We start from the raw sequence: 16,805 nt of genomic DNA on the forward strand, positions 1-16,805 counted from the left end.
CGGGACAGGGTCGGGGTCAGCGGCGGTTGCCGCGGGTGGGCAGGTTGTCGAACCGGGGCCGGTCGCCGTCGCGCAGGCGCTGCCAGGCCCGCCGGTAGAGGTCGGCGACCGGTTCGAACGGCACGGTCACGCCGAGCCCGGCGGTACCGTCGGGTGCGAGATCGAACAGGGCGACCTTCCAGCCCTCGATCGGCGCCTGCCCGCTGCCGCGCTCCAGCCACGGGCCGGGCAGGAACAGTGACCGGCCGGCCCGGGACCGGCTGGCCTCGACGACCAGGTCGGTGCCGGCCAGTTCGGCGCGGGCCGCCTTCAGCCGGGCCGGCTTCCAGCCGGTCCACTTCGCCGTGTTGCGGTCCGTCGGGTCCGGCATGGCCAGCAGCATCAGGTAGACCGACGCCGCGTCGGCGCCCAGGCCGTGGTTCCCGGCCACCTCGGCGACCAGGTCGGCCACCGAGCGGGTCGGATCCTGCGGCCACCAGGTCCCGTCCGCCGCCCGCGCGTCGCCGTCCGGCTCCCCCGGATCGGCGAGCAGCGCCGCGAACCGCGGGTCGCGAACCAGGCGCAGCGCTGCCTCCGTCGGGTACGGCTTGGCCGCGTCGTCGCGCAGCGCCGGCAGGTACGGGTCCGTTCCGGCGGCGTCGAGCAGGTCGGGCCGCAGTGCGGGCGACGGCTGGCTGTCGTGGGTGGCCAGGACGATGGCGCCGTACCGTTCCCAGCCGGGTCCGGTCTCCGACGGGGTGCCCGCCACCTGGCGGAACGCGGGCAGGGAGACGTACTGGTCGAGGTCGAGCAGCAGCTCGGGGTTGGCCAGCCGGTCGCGTAGCGCGCCCAGTGCGGCCGGCAGCGCGGCCCGGCACGGGTCGCCGGCCGGCGCGTGGTGGGCGACCCAGGCGGCCAGGGCGACCGTGGAGTGCAGCACCTCGCCGGTGAAGCCCACCGCCCCGCCGTCGACCCGCCGGGCCCGGTCGCCTCTGATCTCGAAGGCCAGGTCGGTGCTCAACTCGACCGAACGGGCCGGGTCGAGCAGCGCCGGCAACGCCTTCGCGGGTCCCCAGCCGGTCCGGATCGCGCGCACCGCCTCGGCGAGCAGCTGTTCGGGCACCACCACCCGCCGCCCCAGGGCGGCGTTCCAGACCGCGGCGGCGGCGGCCACGTCCGGACCGTCGGTCCAGAGTCGGGCCGGGTCGTCCGGCAGCAGCGCCGACACCACGGCCCGGCGGACGGCCGGCCTGGCCTCGTTGAGCAGTTCGAAGGCCAGCTTGACCTCGCCGACCTGCTTGACCCCGAGCGCCTTGCGCAACTCGGTCGGCACGGTGTTCGCCGAGTCGGCGTACGGCAGGCCGGACAGCACCAGCTTCGCGGCGGTGGGGGTGACGCCGGTCAGCTCGGCGAACCGCTCGGCCGCTTCCGGTTGCCAGGACAGCGGTCCACGCGCGGCCCACTCGGCGCGGAAACCGGCCAGCCAGCCGGTCGGCCGTTCGTCACCGACCAGCGCCGAGGACCGCACCGTGTACGGCTCTGGCACGGCGAACACGCCGGCCGGGTCGTGGTGCAACGCCTCGAAGCTGTAACCGGTGGCCGTGCCGCTGGAGTCGAGGATGGCGATGAACGCCCCGTCGGGCAACGGCAGGATGCCTGGTCCGGGATACCGGCGCGAGCCGTCGGGGTTGTCCAGGTCCTCGTCGAGCAGGTGCAGCGTGGACCGGCGCCACCGGGCCGGTTCGGCCGCCGCGCCCAGGTCGAGCCGGTCCAGCTCGGTGAGCAGGGCGCGCAGCGTCTCCCGGTGTTCGTCCGGCGTGACCGCCGCGACGGCCCGGTAGGCGACGGCCGCGACACCGCCGAGCAGGGGCCACCAGTTCAGGCCGTCCGGCAGCGACGGTCCGTCGAGGTGCAGCCGTACGACGTCGCCGCCGGTGGTGGCGGACCGCTGGGCGGCGATCACCTGGAACTGGGTGAAGACGTGCGTCGATCTGCTCGCTCCGTAGGCCGAGCCACGCAGACCGTCCAGTGCCATGTTGAGCTGCTCGTCGGTGGGTCCGGTCGCGGCGGCCGTCGGTGCCACCGGCTTCGGGGCGGACAACGACCTGGTGAGCCGCTCGGTCACCGCGTCCAGGTCGGTACGCACCCGGGCGGCCAGCCGCAGCACCCCGGCCACCCCGGCGAGCACCGCGTCGTGGCTGATCGCCGGCAACGTCGAGCGGACCAGCTCGACCAGCGCGTCCTCGTCGGGTTCCCCGGAGGTGCCGGTCGGTCCGGCGACCATGGACGCCGCGCCGGCGACGGCCGGGCCGGTGTTGGCCCGGGTGGCCGCGGTCGGCCGGGATGGGGTAGCGGCCCGCGCGGCCTGTTCGGCCAGGGCGGCGTGGCGTTCGTCGAGGGCCACCTTCAGCAGCATGCCGGCGGTGTCCCGGTCCATCCGGCGCAGGGCGGCGGAGCCGGCCGGGTCCCGGGCCAGCATGGCGCCGAGGAACCTCTCGCCCGGCAGCGGAAGCGCGTAGGGGTGGTCGTCCCGGTTGGACGACGGTCCGACGACGGTGCACACCACCCCGTCCGGGTCGACCAGGACGAGACCCTTGAGGACGGCCCGCGGCCGATCGTCGCCGGGCAGCACCAACGCCGCGATCGGCTCACGTCCCGGGGGCACGGTGACGGTACGACCGGCCAGGTCCTCGCCGCGTACCGAGCCGTCCGGCAGTGTGACCACCCGCCAGCCGAGCAGACCGTCCACCGGCACGGCGGCCGGGGTGGCCCGGCCGGACAGGGCCGGCCGCAGCCAGCTGACCGACTCCTGGAGGTGGCTGCCGGCCACCGGGAGGTCGGCCAGGAACCGGGGCAGGCTGCGCCGGCCCTGGGTGTCGGCGGCCGGGTCGTACTCGTGCCAGCCGTAGCTGTCGTCGTCCTCGCTGTGGCGGTACACCCAGTGGGAGGTGCCGTCGGTGATCACCGGCAGCTCGGACGGGATCGCGGTGTCACCGACGTGCAGCACGCCACCGCCGGTGGTCCGCCCGCCACCGGCCAGGGGCAGGGTGATCGTTTTTCCGCGCGGCCGGCTGCCGCGGTAGTGGCTGTCGATGGGCTGCGGCTCGCCGGGCGACGAGTGCCAGTAGCCGCGCGGGTCGTAGCCGAGTGTCTGGGAACTCCAGTAGACCAGCAGTTGGCCGTCGACGTAGTGGTAGCCCGGCTGACCCCACATGTCACCGGCCGGGATACGCAGGTCGTGGCGCAGCACGATGCCCTCGGCACCGATCACGCGCACCGTGGTCGGTCCGCCCAGGATCACGTACGGCCAGGCCTCCTGCCGGGTCACCTCGACCCGGCGGTCGCCGCCGGTCACCTCCTGCCAGGCCAGTTCCCAGTCCGGCCAGCCCAGTTCGTCGATGATCCCGCCGCGCAGGCTGCGGGCAACGCACTCGGTGAGGTCGACGTCGAGGGCCGGCCCGGGCGCACCGGACCGGTCGAGGTCGTCGGACACCAGGCGCAGCGCCTCGACCGGGAGCCTGCCCAGCCAGTCCACCGACTCCGGCAGGTACGGCAGTCCGACGGCGAGGCGGTCGCGGATCCGGGCCCGCAGCCAGTCGGTCAGCTGCGGCCGGACGCCCGGCTTGTCGACCAGCCGGCGCAGGGCGGCCTGCTGGTTGTCGAGCTGGTCGAGGCCTCGGCGCAGGGCTTCGGTGAACCGGTCGTCGCCGGCCACGGCGAGCAGGTCCCGCTCTCCCCCGGCCTTGGCCCAGTCCGCCAGGCCCAGAACGTCGCGCTCGCTGGGCGCGGCAACCGGCAGCCCGCGGGCGAGCAGCAGGTCGAGCAGGTCCAGGTCGCCGTCGGCGTCGAGGGTCTCCCCGCTGACGGCCAGTTCGGCGCGCAGCCGGTCGGCCATCCGCTCGACGAGCGGGTACAGTTCCGCCACCCGTTCGCGCGAGTAGCCGGAGTTGGCCCGGCTCACGAAGCGGCGCAGCCAGCCGACGGAGCCGTCCCGCGGGCGGGCCGGGTCGGGAACGTCCGGGCCGAACAGCCCGTCGAGCGCACCGGTGTCGGTCAACAGGGCCAGCCAGGTGACCAGATCGTCCTGGTCGGTCGGCATCAGGTCGAGCAGGCTGCCGCGGATCGCCGGGTCGTGGCCGGCCAGCGCCGTCACCGCCGGCAGGTGCGCCTTCCACCAGCCGGCCGGCGCCTCGGCCGCCACCGGCAACCGGATCATCTCGGTCAGGTAGGCCGCCGCCCGGTCGGCGACGGCGGCGGCGCCCGTACCAGCGGCCTTCGTGGCGGTCCGGACCAGCCGGTTCACCGTGGTGGCCGCCTGCGTGGACGGAACCACGCCGGCCGCCGCGGCCCGCAGCGCCAGCCGGCAGAACCGGTCCAGCGCCTCGTCGGCCGGCAACTGGGCGGACAGTTCCTTGGCGTGGCCGGCCAGCGCGGTCGCCGACACCACCTTGGCCGCCGCGAACTCCACGTAGACCTCGTCCAGCCGGTCCAGGTCGACCGGCAGGCCGTGCTGCGCCTCCGCCTTGCGTGCCTTGTTGAACAGCTGCACGGCATAGGTGTCCTGCCCGGCGGCCAGGAACACCCGCGCCGCCTGCTCGAAGAACGTCGGCAGGAAGTACGGCAGCGTACGGGCGAACCGGTCGGCGACGGCCTGGTGCCCGTCCAGGGCGGCCTTCGGCCGCGACCGTACCTGCCTGGCCAGCTTCTCCAGCTCCGGCACCACCGCCAACGCGTGCCGGCCGTCCGCCGGGTGGTGGACCAGCACCCACTCCGGGAAGGCCAACGGGCGGCGCAGGCCCAGCCCGACGACGGCCGGCTCGGCACCCGGTGCGAGGCCGAGGAACCCGACCGCGATGTCCTCGCCCTCGCCCAGGGCGGCGTCGACCAGGCGGACCACCGGCCGGTCGTCGAGGGCCGGGTGGCGGTAGGTGCGCGCGGTGAGGGGCACCGCCCGGTCACCGGCCCCGGCGGTGTCGGTCGGCAGCACCGCGCCGGCGGCCAGCAGACTGTCGGTGGATCCCCGCCCGACACGGTCGTCATCCCGCTCACGACTGTTCCCCCGTTCCCGTCACGGCGCCGGACAACGCCGTCGCCATCCGCATTCCTTCCGACCAGGCCACCGGCCCGACCTCGGTCAACCGCAGCATCGGTCCCTCCACCACCGACCAGGAGAGGGTGCCCAGAGTCGCCTCGGAGTCCCAGTAGTCCTCGTCGAACCAGATGGCCGCCTCGACCGTGTGGCCGGCTTCCCAGACCCGGCACCTGACCTGCGAGCCGGAGACCCGGAAGCCGAGCGTGGCGGCCCGGGCGGCCAGCCGGTTGGGAACGGTGGTGCCGCGGAAGTCGGTGATCGTGGTGTCCCGGTCCTTCAGGTTGACGGGCCTGCCCCAGGTGCCCCGGTGCAGCTGCTCGACCCGCTGGGTCATGTCCAGTTCGCCGGCGAACTCGCGCAGGTCGGCCAGGTCGGGCAGGCGCACCGGGTGGGGCAGCGTGGCGCTGGCCGGCGAGAGCCGGACAGTCTCTCCGGCGAGGTTGACCACGCGCAGGTCGCCGGTGTCGGTGACGTCCCGCAGGAAGCCCGGCTCGGCCGGGTCGTCCCCGAGCACCACGAGGTCGCGCAGCGCGTCCCGCCAGGCCGGGTCCGGCCAGATCCGGGCCAGCAGCCCGGTCGGCACCGGCAGCGAGGACACCACCCAGGCGTCGACCCGGGCCAGGCATTCCACGGTGTGCCGGTCCAGCCACTGGGCGAGTTGGCGCAACCGGTCGACCTCGGGGTCGTCCCGCAGCACCTTCGGCAAGGTCTTCAGTGGACGGCCGGTGGCCCGCGGGCCGGTGGCCCGGGCCGCCACCTTTCCGTCCACCAGAGAGATCTCGTACGAGTCTCCCACCGGTAACCAGCCCATCAGGAACACCCTCCGCAGTGGCAAATAGCCAGATTTCGTCAGCAATCGGCTGCGATCATCAACGGACGGCACGCTAACAGTAGTGAGCGACACAACCGGGGCCCGTTGGCGGGAGCACCGGGGCGGGCCGTCGGGGCCGGAAGGACGGGACCCGTGGGAGTCGCAGGTCCGGCCCGGTCGGGTACACCGTGCACGGTCAGGCGTGGGCCACCGGAAGCGCCAGGCGGTGACCCGGGTCACACCGTCCAGGGGTCGCCAGGCCGGGGTGACTGTTCGACCGCAGGGGTGGCTGTTCGACCGCGGGGTGCGGTCGCCGGGTGCGGCGGCACCGACCGGCGGTGGAGCGTGACGCGGTCGGACCGAAGGCGGTCCACAGTGCCGAACCACACCTCGTCAGGAACGTCCCCGAGGGGTTCCGCCACGCCTTCGACAGGCTACTTAGTTAGTTCACGTTCACCCTTCGAGGCGCCCGCAGAAACGGGAAACAAGCGCCACCGCCGACACCTTCCCAGAAAGTTAACCATCGTTTACAGTTCGGTTGAGGCCGCAGCGCCCTCGACGGCACCGAGATGAGGGTATGCCGCCACACCCGGCCGAACACCCCACCCGGTCACGGTTGAAGGAGTATCCCGTGGACCCTGCCGACACCCTTGCCGATCAATGCGCCAAGACGGCTGCCGACCTGACCGTCCCCGCTCTCCTGCACCGCAACGCCACCGAGTTCGCCGACCTGCCGGCGCTGACCACACTCGGCCGCGACGACACCCGTACGTGGGCCGAACTGCGCGGTGAGGTCGCCGAGCTGTCCGGCGGCCTGGCCGAGATCGGCCTGGAGCCGGGCGGCCACATGCTGATCATGATGTCCAGCCGACCGGAACACTGGCTGGTCGACCTCGCCGCGGTCCATCTGGGCTCGGTGCCCGCTACGGTCTATCCGACGCTGAGCACCGATCAGCTGCGCTACCTGGCGGTGCACAGCGGTGCCCAGGTGCTCGTGCTGGAAGGCGCCGCCGAGCTGGCCCGCTGGCGTCCGATCCTGCCTGACCTGCCCAGGCTGCGCCGGATCGTGCTGGTCGACGGCGCCGACCCTGCCGACCTGACCCTGGCAACCGTCCCGCTGTCACATGTGCGTTCCGTCGGCCGGGCCGCGCACCAGGCCGATCCGGAAGCCTTCGAGCGACGCTGGCGCGAGATCCGACCCGAGCAGCCGGTGACGTTGCTGTACACGTCGGGGACGACCGGTGACCCGAAGGGCGTCGTGCTCAGCCACCGCAACGTCATCTACCAGGCCGTGGTCCTCGAGGCCACCGTGTCCGTCCCCGATCACGCGCCGTCGGTGGCCTACCTGCCGCTGGCCCACATCGCCGAACGGATGCTGGGCGTCTACAACCCCATCTACCGCGCCGGTCACGTGACCATCTGCCCCGACGCCACCCAGCTCGTCCCGGCGCTGCGCGCGGTCGGTCCCGCTTCGTTCTTCGGTGTGCCGCGGGTCTGGGAGAAGATGGCCGCCGGTGTCCAGGCCCATCTGGCAACCGCGGAACCGGCGGTGCGGGACGCCTTCGCCGTCGCGAGCGCCGCGGCCCTGGAGGCGTACGAACTGCGCGCGGCGGGCCAGGCTGTGCCCGACGAGTTGGCCGCCCGGGTGGCGCAGGCCGAAGCCACCGTGCTGCGACCGCTCCAGACCACGCTGGGCCTGCACAGGATGGTCTGGGCCGGTAGCGGCGCCGCCCCCATCCCGGTCGACGTCCTGCGGTTCCTGGCCGGGCTCGGCGTCGACGTGCTGGAGGTCTGGGGCATGACCGAGACCACCGGAACCGCCACCATCAACACCCCGGACCGGTTCCGCACCGGAACCGTCGGCCGGGCCAACCCCGGCATGCAGGTGCGCCTGGCCGCCGATGGCGAGATCCTCGTACGCGGGCCGTTGGTCTGCTCCGGGTATCTGCGCGGCGACGGCAGCGTCGAGTCGGTCACCGACGCGGACGGCTGGCTGGCCACCGGCGACGTCGGTGTCATCGACGACGACGGCTTCCTCACCATCACCGACCGCAAGAAGGAACTCATCATCACCTCGAGCGGCAAGAACATCTCGCCGGCGCGCATCGAGGGGCTGCTACGCGCGCATCCGCTCATCGGTCAGGCGGTCGCCATCGGCGACCGGCGGCCGTACATCACCGCGCTGATCGTGCTCGATGACGAGGTCGCGCCCCGGTGGGCGCGGGCGCACGGCATCAGCGACGCGCAGCTGCCCGGTCTCGCCTCCGAGCCGGTGCTGCTCGCCGAGATCGAGGCCGCCGTCGACGCCGCCAACGCCAAGCTCGCCCGGCCCGAGCAGGTCAAGAACTTCCGGGTACTGCCGTCGAGCTGGACGCCGGAGTCGGGTGAGCTGACTCCCACCCTGAAGCTGCGACGCCGGGTCATCGTCGATCGCTACAGCGGGAGCATCGACACCCTGTACGGCGAATAGCCTCCTTGACGTCCGCTCCGGACGGCGGCGTCGACGTCCCGGGCGTGGGCTCCTTCACGGGGGGAGCCCACGCCCGGGTACGGTTCACAGGCCGAGCGACCGGCCGATCACCTCTTTCATGATCTCCGTGGTGCCGCCGTAGATCGTCTGGACGCGAGCGTCCAGATACGCCTTGGCCACCGGGTACTCGCGCATGTAGCCGTAGCCGCCGTGCAACTGCAGGCAGCGATCGACGGTGCGGAGCTGCAACTCGGTGCACCACCATTTGGCCATCGCCGCCGTCTCCGCGGTCAGCGTGGAATCAACCAGGCACCGGTCGACGAAGACCCGGCCGAGGCGTAGTTCGGTGGCGAGTTCGGCCAGCACGAACCGGTTGTGCTGAAAGCTGCCGATGGGGCGGCCGAATGCCTGGCGCTGCTTGCAGTAGGCGAGGGTCTGCGCGAACACCGTCTCGGCACCGGCGAGCGCCGCGACGGCGATCGACAGCCGTTCGAACGGAAGGTTGCGCATCAGGTAGGCGAAGCCCTCGCCCTCGACGCCGAGGAGATTGGCCGCGGGCACCCGCACGTCGGCGAAGAACAGTTCGGCGGTGTCCTGCGCCTTCTGCCCGATCTTGTCGAGGTTGCGGCCCCGCGCGAAGCCGGGCATGTCCCGCTCGACGACCAGCAGGCTGATCCCCCGATGGCCCGCGGCGGGGTCGGTGCGGGCCACCACGACGACCAGGTCGGCCAGGATGCCGTTGCTGATGAACGTCTTCTGCCCGTTGAGGACGTAGCTGTCGCCGTCGCGTACGGCGGTGGTCGTGATGCCCTGCAGGTCGCTACCGGCGCCGGGTTCGGACATCGCGATCGCGGTGACGACGTCGCCGGAACAGAACCCCGGCAGCCACCGCTGTTTCTGCTCGTCGTTGGTCAGCTCGGTGAGGTACGGCCCGATGATGTCGTTGTGCAGGCCGAACGCCGGGCCACTCGCGCCCGCCCGGGCCATCTCCTCGGTGAGGACGGCGTTGAAGCGCCGGTCCGTCACTCCGCCGCCGCCGTACCGTTCGTCGACGAAGAAGCCCAGGAGGCCGGCGGCGCCGGCGGCCCGCCACACGCCGCGGTCGACGATGCCGTCGGCTTCCCAGCGGTCGTGGTGCGGTGCGATCTCCTTGTCGATGAAGGCGCGCACGAGTTCGGCGAACGCGAGGTGGTCGGCGGCGAAGATTGCGCGGTTCATCATGTGCGTCAGCTCCTTACTGCACAGATCCCTACTGGGCCATGTCCTTCACCGCGGCGATGAGGCGCCGCGGATCGGAACCCAGCGGCGTGACGTTGAGGATCGTGACGCCGGCATCGCGATAGGCCTGGACGCGGTCCCGCACGTAGCTCCGCGGCCCGATCAGGCTGGTGCGTTCCAGCAGTTCCGCCGGCACGGCCGCGGCGGCCTCCGTTTTGCGGCCGGCCAGGTAGAGGTCCTGGATACGGTCCGCCTCGGCCGCGTAGCCGTAGCGGCACAGCAGGTCGTGGTAGAAGTTACGGCCCTTGGCGCCCATGCCGCCGACGTACAGGGCGATCAGCGGCCGGGCGAGGTCGCGCAGGCCGGTCACGTCCGGGCCGATGGCCAGCGGGCCGCCGGCCACGACCTCGAGCGGTCCGAGATCGCCGGGCCGCCCGTCCCGGCCGGCCGCCAATGCGGCGCCCCAGACATCGGCCGCGCGCTCGGGATCGTAGAGGAACGGCAGCCACCCGTCGGCGACCTCGGCGGTCATCCGCACGTTCCTGTCGCCCAGGCTCGCCACGTAGATCGGGATGCGGTCGCGGACCGGGTGGGTGAGGATCTTCAGCGGTTTGCCGAGGCCGGTGCCCTCCCCGGCGGGCAGCGGCAGCCGGTAGATGCCGTCATGGACCAGCGTCTCGCGGCGCCACACCTGCCGGCAGATCCGGATCACCTCGCGGGTTCGGGCGAGCGGCCGGTCGTAGGCGACACCGTGCCATCCCTCGACCACCTGCGGTCCCGACGCACCCACGCCGAGGATGGCGCGGCCGCCCGACATCGCGTCCAGGCTGGCCGCGGTCTGTGCCAGCAGCGCCGGGGTTCGGGAGTAGATGGGCAGGATGGCGGAGCCGATCTGCAGCCGGGTGGTCTTCGCGGCGAGGTAGCCCATGATGGTCGGTGCGTCGAAGCCGTAGGCCTCCGACACCCAGACCACGTCGAGACCGTCGTGCTCCCAGGCGGCCACGGCGTCCGCGCCGCTCCTGGGGTCCGTGGCATAGGCCAGCGGTGTCGCGATACGCATCAGCGAGCCTCCTGTGTCCGGCTGACGGCGCCGCTACCCAGCCACCGCCGTAGGTGTGCGCCGAGACCCCACTCGGTGAGCACGGTCTCGGTGTCCGCGCCCGGCACCGGCGGGCCGCCGCCGACCACCCCCGGTGTCCGCGACAGGCGCGGCGCCACCGCAGGCTGCCGAACGCCGAAGTGCTCCTCGAACGTCGCGCGCGCCACCAGGTGCGGATGGCGCTGTGCCTCGGCGAGCGACAGCACCGGCGCCACGCAGGCGTCGGTGCCCTCGAACAGCTCGGTCCACTCGTCGCGGGTGCGTTCGGCGAAGACCTCCGCGAAGCGCGCCCGTAGCACCGGCCATCCGGCGACGTCGTGCTGGGCCGGCAGGTCCGCATCGGCCAGCCCGAGCAGCCGCAGCAGCTCGGCGTAGAACTGGGGTTCGAGCGCACCGACCGCCATGTGCCCGCCGTCGGCGGTCGCGTAGACGGCGTAGAACGGCGCCCCGCCGTCGAGGAGGTTGCGGCCACGCTCCGGTTGCCAGGCGCCGCCGGCGAGGAGACCGGCGAACATCGTGGTGAGGTGCGCCGTGCCGTCGACGATGGCGGCGTCGACGACCTGCCCGCGGCCGGTGGTCCGGGCCACGTGCAGCGCCGCCAGGCAGCCGACGACGAGATAGAGCGCGCCGCCACCGAAGTCACCGACGAGGTTGAGCGGGATCTGCGGCGGTCCGTCCGGGCGGCCGATCGGGTGGAGTGCCCCGGCGACGGCGATGTAGCCGATGTCGTGGCCGGCGGCGCGGGCCAGCGGCCCTTGCTGTCCCCATCCGGTCATCCGTCCGTAGACGAGGCCCGGGTTGCGCTCCAGCACGGTCTGCGGCCCGATGCCGAGCCGTTCGGCCACCCCGGGACGCCAGCCCTCGATCACGATCGCGGCCCGATCGGCCAGTCCGAGGATCACCTCGGCCCCGTCCGGATGCTTGAGATCCACGACGACCGACCGCTTGCCCCGGTTGAGCAGGTCCAGCCCCGGGTCGCCGGCCGACAGCGCACCCGGCTCCGGTCGGTCGACCCGGACGACGTCGGCGCCCAGGTCGGCCAGCAGCATCGCCGCGAACGGTCCCGGGCCGATCCCGGCGAACTCCAGGACCCGGACCCCGGCCAGCGGGCCGCTCATGCGCCGGCCCGCGCCGCGAAGCGGGGAGCACGCCCCTGGGCCTGGCTGGCGAGGGCCTCGCCGAAGTCTGCGCCGGTGAGCGATGCGGTCATGAGCCGGCCGGCGTCGGCGACCGCCTGGGCGGCCCCGGTCTCCAGGCCCGACCACACCTGCCGCCGGATCACCGCCATGGATGCCGGCGAGCAGTGCGCGGCAAGATCAGCGGCATAGGCCTGCGCCTCGGCCAGTACCTCCTCGCGTGGGAGCACTCGTTGCACCAGTCCGATCCGGTACGCCTCCGCCGCGTCGATCCGGCGGCCGGACACCAGCAGATCCAGGGCGTTGCCGACGCCGACCAGCCGGGGCAGCAGCCAGGCGCTGCCGTACTCGGCGATGAGGCCGAGCCGGCTGAACGCGGTGGACAGGCGTGCCTGCGCCGCCAGGAACCGCACGTCGGCATACAGGGCGAGGACCAGGCCGAGGCCGGCGGCGCCGCCGTTGACCGCCGCAACGATCGGTGTGCCCAGTGCCAGCGGCAGATGTGGTTCGAAGCCGAACTCGTCCATCAACCGGTCGCGGTGCCGCTCGTCGAGCAGTGCCCGCAGCGCCTCCGGGTCGGCGCCCGTGCAGAACCAGTCGCCGGCACCGGTGACCACTATCGCCCGCACCTGCGGATCAGCGTCGGCGGCCTGCAGCGCCGCGTAGTAGTCGCGGAACATGTCCAGCGTCATCGCGTTCCGCCGGTCGGGCCGGTCGAACCAGATCGTGCGGACTCCGGCGCGGGTGGCGGCCCGCAGCCCACAACCGGCCGGTTCGGCCTCAAGCACGGACAAGCTCATAGGTGCATCCCTTGTGGCATTTGACATTTGATACCGTTACCCGCGTGGCGGAGCGAAGCAAGGTCCACGGCGTTTCTCATCCTCAGCTGTCAGAGACGGTAGCGAGCCTGCTGCGCGACCGCATCATGTCCGGCCAGCTGCGCCCCGGCGAACGGGTCCGACTCGAGGAGGTCGCCGAGGAGACCGGCCTGAGCATCACGCCGGTACGCGAGGCCCTGCTGATGCTCCGCGCGGAGGACATGGTCGAGCTGCAGCCGCGCCGCGGCCACGTGGTCGCGCCGCTGTCCAGGCAGGACATCATGGACGTGTTCGGCCTGCAGGGCGACATCGCCGGCGAACTCGCCGCCCGGGTCGCCGTCGACATCACACCGGCCCAGCTCGACGACCTGCGGCAGCAGCACGAGCGGCTGCGCCGGGCCGCCCAGGCCAGGCAGATCAGCCGGGTCGAGCAGCTCGAGTTCGAGTTCCACCGCAGCATCAACCGGCTGGCCGACGCGCGAAAGCTGTCCTGGCTGCTGCGGACAGTGACGCGCTACACGCCGTCGCGGTTCTACGCGGCCAACGCGGAGTGGCGGGAGGCCATGGTCGCCGATCACGACGCCCTGCTCAGCGCGCTCGAGGCCCACGACCCGGTTACCGTCCGGCCGGTCATGGCCCGCCACTTCACCGACGGGGCCGAGCGGTTGATCAAGCATCTCGATGGTCTGGGGATATGGAGCGGGTGAGTCACGGGCGACCATGACGCCACTTGAACATCGCCAACGAGTGCCGCATGGCGGAGGCGGTCGGCCGCAGCGTCATCAGATCGATCGGCGGCCGGAACCGCTGCCAGGTCACCGACATCGGCCGGCTGAACTCGCGCAGACCGTCCGCGCCGTGAACCCGCCCGAACCCCGAGTCGCCGACGCCGCCGAAGGGCAGTGACGGCACGCCGGCGTACCCGAGCACCGAGTTGACCGACACCGCGCCCGCCCGCAGCCGCGCGGCGAGCGCCAGTCCGCGGCGGCGGTGGCGCGTGAAGATCGCGCCGGAGAGCCCGTAGCTGGTCGCGTTCGTCCGGCGCAGCGCCTCGTCGGCACCGGTCACCGGGTTGACCACCAGCACCGGACCGAACGTCTCGTCGGTGACCGCCGCGCTGTCCTCGGGGACATCGGTCAGCAGGACCGGCTCGACGAACGGGGGCCGCACCGAACTCGCGTCACCGACCACCGCCCGGGCACCCCGGTCGATCGCGTCGGTGATGTGGCTGAGCACGATGCCGGGCTGCATCGGTGTGCTCATCGGCCCGTACGCCGCCTCCGGTTCGGCACCCGGCCGGACCTGCCGCACCAGCTCAGCCAGCTTGGCCACGAACGGCTCGTACACGGCCTGGTCGACGTAGACGCGCTCGACTCCGGCGCACGTCTGCCCCGCGTTGCCCAGACCGCCGAACACGGCCGCCCGGGCGGCCGCATCGAGGTCGGCGTCGGCCGTGACGATGAGCGCGTCCTTGCCTCCGCCCTCGATCACGACCGGAGTCAGGCGCTCGGCGCAGGCGGTCATCACCGCACGTCCCGTCGCAGCCGATCCGGTGAACGCGATCTTGTCGACCGCCGCGCGACACAGCGCCGCCCCGGTCGTGCCGTCACCGGTGACGACCTGCAGGACCGGTCGGTCGGGAAGCAGTTCACTCCAGCGCTGCGCCAGCCACACACCGACGCCGGGGGTGAACTCGCTGGGCTTGAACACCACCGCGTTGCCGGCGGCCAGCGCATGCGATATCGCCCCCATCGGCGTGTAGACGGGGTAGTTCCACGGCCCGATCACGCCGACGACGCCGTACGGCATGTACTCCACCGAGCTGGCCTGATTGAACGCGAGCAGGCCGGACGGGACCGCCCGCCGTTTCAGCACCCGCCGGGCGTGCCGGGCGGCCCAGTCCAGGTGTTCGACGGCGAGCATCACCTCCAGCTGGGCCCCCGCGACCGTCTTGCCGGTCTCGCCCCGGATGAGTTCGGCCAGCTCGTCGATGCGGCTGGCGACGAGCGCCTTGTACGCGACCAGATGACGTCGGCGCTGCCGGGCGTCCAGGCCGGCCCACCAGCCGGCCGCATCGCGCGCCTGTTCGACGGCGGCGCGTACCGCGGCTTCGTCGGCGATGGGGTAGTCGGCGCGGGACTCGCCGGTTATCGGGTCGACGACGTGGAGCCGACGAGGGTGCTCAACGAGGGACGTCATCGGCGGCCTCCTGACATTTGATATTCGATAGTTTAGCCTTGCTGTCAATCCCTTTGTGACGCTGGAGGTACAGCCGTGGAATGGAGCGACGAGCAACGATCACTTGTCGCGGCCGTGCAGGACTTCTGCCGCCGCGAGGCCGGAACCCGTGAGCAGCGGCAGAGACTCACCGACGGCGGACGGGAAGCCCACAGCCCCGAGTTGTACCGCAAGATGGCCGACCTCGGCTGGCTGGGCCTGTCGCTGCCGGAGGAGTACGACGGCGGCGGCGCGGGCATGGTGGAGCTGTGCCTCTTCCTGGAGGAGACCGCCAGGGCGATGGCACCGATCGGCGGCTTCACCACGTCGATCATCGTCGCCGCCACCTACGAGCGGTTCGGTTCAGCGGAGCAGAAGAAGCTCATCCTGAGCGGGGTCGCCCGGGGCGTCATCGAGGCGGTCGCGATGTCCGAACCAGAGGCCGGCTCCGACGTGGCCAACCTGAACTGCCGCGCCGAGCGCCGAGGCGACGGATTCGTCGTCAACGGCCAGAAGACCTGGTGTTCCAACGCCCATCTCGCCGAGCACATCCTGCTCGTCGCCCGCACGTCGGGCCGGGCCGGCGACCACGACGGCCTGACCATGTTCCTGGTCCCCGCCACGGCGCCCGGACTGACCATCTCCGGTATCGAGACCATGGGGGCCGCGAGGTCAACGACCTCTACTTCGCCGACTGCGTGCTGCCCGCCGACGCCGTGGTCGGCCAGATCGACCAGGGCTGGCGGCAACTGATGGCCGGGCTCAACATGGAGCGGCTGATCCTCGCCAGCCTGATGCTCGGCACCGCCCAGCGCGCGTTCGACGACGTCGTGGACTACGTCAAGAACCGACGCCAGTTCCGCCGGCCGATCGGATCGTTCCAGGTGATCCGGCACCGCCTGGCCGACCTGGCCACCGAGATCGAGTGCGCCCGGCTGCTGGTCTACGACACCGCCGCCCAGGTCGACCGATCCCCGGACACGATGCTGCCCCGGGAGAGTTCGATGGCCAAACTCAAAGCCACCGAGACCGCCCGCCGCGTCACCCTGGACGCGATGCAGATGATGGGCGGCTACGGCTACGCAACCGAGTTCGACATGGAGCGCCTGGTCCGCTCCTCGGTCGTGTCCACCGTCTACGGCGGCACCAGCGAGATCCAACGCGAGATCATCGCGAAGACCTACGGACTGTCCGACCAGTTGCGGTGACGCGCTGTCGGCGAACACGTTCGCCGCATGGACGCTCGGCCGGCACCTCCATCTGCACCCTGCCACCGGCGTCTGGGGCGTTTTCACCGAGGAGGTCCGACCGTGGGAGGGCGGGATACAGACGCGGTACTCCACCCAACATGCCGATCTCGACGGCCGTGGCTACGGCGTCATCTACGAGACCGCCGCCACCAACCCGGCCACCGCCGTGTCGTTCATGAGCTGGACGGGTGCACAGGCCCACCTGGACCAGATGCGGTCGCTGCCGAACCTCAGCGGGGTCGGCATCATCACCCGCGACCGTGACAGCGGACAGGTGAAGGTCGGCAGCGACCGCGAGCCGGTGGTGCACCACCGCATCTCTGCCTACGACGCCGCCCACATGCGGACCGGGATCGAGGGCGCCGCCCGCATCGTCGAGGCTGCCGGCGCCCGCAAGCTGTTCTCCGGACATCAGCGCGGCAGGATCTGGGAACGCGGCAGGGGCTCCATCGACGACTTCATCCGGCATACGAACACCCTGGGGACCGCGCCCGGCCAGATCGCCATGGCCGCCCTGCACATCATGGGCGCGGCCCGTATGGGCGGCGGCAGGGCGACGTCGGCGGCCGGGCCCGACGGCGCCACGTGGGAGGTCCCGAACCTGGTCATCGCCGACGCCTCCACCTTCCCGGCGTCGTCGGGCGTCAACCCGATGATCTCCGTCGAGGCCATCGCGTACATGAACGCCCAACGCCTCGCCGCGGGACTCTGACCG

At 72.3% G+C, this 16,805-nt stretch carries 12 protein-coding genes; 5 read left to right on the forward strand and 7 right to left on the reverse strand.

What is annotated here, in order from left to right; all coding sequences use genetic code 11:
• Positions 1 to 16 precede the first annotated feature (16 nt).
• Both Prubr_RS36260 and Prubr_RS36265 read right to left on the reverse strand, forming a co-directional pair.
• Positions 17 to 4,966 carry a hypothetical protein gene (locus Prubr_RS36260; protein ID WP_212820233.1) on the reverse strand — a complete coding sequence of 1,650 codons (4,950 nt, stop codon included), beginning with the start codon at positions 4,964 to 4,966 and terminating at the stop codon, positions 17 to 19.
• Positions 4,967 to 5,024: 58 nt separating this feature from the next.
• Complete coding sequence (locus tag Prubr_RS36265) at positions 5,025 to 5,882, reverse strand: DUF4132 domain-containing protein (protein ID WP_212820235.1); 858 nt, start codon at positions 5,880 to 5,882, stop codon at positions 5,025 to 5,027.
• A gap of 631 nt (positions 5,883 to 6,513) precedes the next feature.
• On the opposite strand from Prubr_RS36265, the gene Prubr_RS36270 reads away from it, so the two are divergent.
• Positions 6,514 to 8,352, forward strand: a complete 1,839-nt coding sequence (locus Prubr_RS36270; protein ID WP_212820237.1) for an AMP-dependent synthetase/ligase — start codon at positions 6,514 to 6,516, stop codon at positions 8,350 to 8,352.
• A gap of 84 nt (positions 8,353 to 8,436) precedes the next feature.
• On the opposite strand, the gene Prubr_RS36275 is transcribed toward Prubr_RS36270, so the two are convergent.
• The 4 genes from Prubr_RS36275 to Prubr_RS36290 are packed head-to-tail and all read right to left on the reverse strand — an operon-like array spanning position 8,437 to position 12,605.
• A complete protein-coding gene (locus Prubr_RS36275) occupies positions 8,437 to 9,570 on the reverse strand; it encodes an acyl-CoA dehydrogenase family protein (protein WP_212828946.1) in 1,134 nt (377 codons plus the stop codon).
• A 31-nt stretch (positions 9,571 to 9,601) separates the two neighbouring features.
• Complete coding sequence (locus tag Prubr_RS36280) at positions 9,602 to 10,630, reverse strand: LLM class F420-dependent oxidoreductase (protein WP_212820239.1); 1,029 nt, start codon at positions 10,628 to 10,630, stop codon at positions 9,602 to 9,604.
• A complete protein-coding gene (locus tag Prubr_RS36285; RefSeq protein ID WP_212820241.1) occupies positions 10,630 to 11,787 on the reverse strand; it encodes a CaiB/BaiF CoA transferase family protein in 1,158 nt (385 codons plus the stop codon). The genes Prubr_RS36280 and Prubr_RS36285 overlap by 1 nt, the downstream gene beginning before the upstream one ends.
• Positions 11,784 to 12,605, reverse strand: coding sequence for an enoyl-CoA hydratase-related protein (locus Prubr_RS36290; RefSeq protein ID WP_212820243.1), 822 nt, complete (start codon positions 12,603 to 12,605; stop codon positions 11,784 to 11,786). Before Prubr_RS36290 ends, Prubr_RS36285 begins: the two co-directional genes overlap by 4 nt.
• Positions 12,606 to 12,649: 44 nt before the next feature.
• Between Prubr_RS36290 and Prubr_RS36295 the strand changes: the two genes are divergently transcribed.
• Complete coding sequence (locus Prubr_RS36295) at positions 12,650 to 13,330, forward strand: GntR family transcriptional regulator (protein WP_212820245.1); 681 nt, start codon at positions 12,650 to 12,652, stop codon at positions 13,328 to 13,330.
• 1 nt (position 13,331) lies between these two features.
• Here the strand turns inward: Prubr_RS36295 and Prubr_RS36300 are convergent, their stop codons facing one another.
• The gene (locus Prubr_RS36300; RefSeq protein WP_212820247.1) at positions 13,332 to 14,822 is read right to left on the reverse strand and encodes an aldehyde dehydrogenase family protein; all 1,491 of its coding nucleotides are present in this window, start codon (positions 14,820 to 14,822) and stop codon (positions 13,332 to 13,334) included.
• Between the two features lie 75 nt (positions 14,823 to 14,897).
• Here Prubr_RS36300 and Prubr_RS37570 point away from each other — a divergent pair, with 75 nt between their 5' ends.
• The 3 genes from Prubr_RS37570 to Prubr_RS36310 all read left to right on the forward strand — a co-directional run bounded on the left by Prubr_RS37570 (position 14,898) and on the right by Prubr_RS36310 (position 16,802).
• Positions 14,898 to 15,593 carry an acyl-CoA dehydrogenase family protein gene (locus Prubr_RS37570; protein ID WP_246568150.1) on the forward strand — a complete coding sequence of 232 codons (696 nt, stop codon included), beginning with the start codon at positions 14,898 to 14,900 and terminating at the stop codon, positions 15,591 to 15,593.
• Complete coding sequence (locus tag Prubr_RS37575; protein WP_246568152.1) at positions 15,539 to 16,048, forward strand: acyl-CoA dehydrogenase family protein; 510 nt, start codon at positions 15,539 to 15,541, stop codon at positions 16,046 to 16,048. The genes Prubr_RS37570 and Prubr_RS37575 overlap by 55 nt, the downstream gene beginning before the upstream one ends.
• A 217-nt stretch (positions 16,049 to 16,265) precedes the next feature.
• Positions 16,266 to 16,802, forward strand: a complete 537-nt coding sequence (locus tag Prubr_RS36310) for a GMC family oxidoreductase (RefSeq protein ID WP_246568154.1) — start codon at positions 16,266 to 16,268, stop codon at positions 16,800 to 16,802.
• Positions 16,803 to 16,805: the final 3 nt, after the last annotated feature.

The sequence above is a fragment of the Polymorphospora rubra genome, from assembly GCF_018324255.1.
GTDB lineage: Bacteria > Actinomycetota > Actinomycetes > Mycobacteriales > Micromonosporaceae > Polymorphospora > Polymorphospora rubra.

Coding starts and splice junctions, on each gene's coding strand:
- Prubr_RS36275 (WP_212828946.1), bottom strand. CDS start 9,570: ATGAACCGCGCAATCTTCGCCGCCGACCACCTCGCGTTCGCCGAACTC.
- Prubr_RS36265 (WP_212820235.1), bottom strand. CDS start 5,882: ATGGGCTGGTTACCGGTGGGAGACTCGTACGAGATCTCTCTGGTGGAC.
- Prubr_RS36285 (WP_212820241.1), bottom strand. CDS start 11,787: ATGAGCGGCCCGCTGGCCGGGGTCCGGGTCCTGGAGTTCGCCGGGATC.
- Prubr_RS36290 (WP_212820243.1), bottom strand. CDS start 12,605: ATGAGCTTGTCCGTGCTTGAGGCCGAACCGGCCGGTTGTGGGCTGCGG.
- Prubr_RS36280 (WP_212820239.1), bottom strand. CDS start 10,630: ATGCGTATCGCGACACCGCTGGCCTATGCCACGGACCCCAGGAGCGGC.
- Prubr_RS36310 (WP_246568154.1), top strand. CDS start 16,266: ATGAGCTGGACGGGTGCACAGGCCCACCTGGACCAGATGCGGTCGCTG.
- Prubr_RS36300 (WP_212820247.1), bottom strand. CDS start 14,822: ATGACGTCCCTCGTTGAGCACCCTCGTCGGCTCCACGTCGTCGACCCG.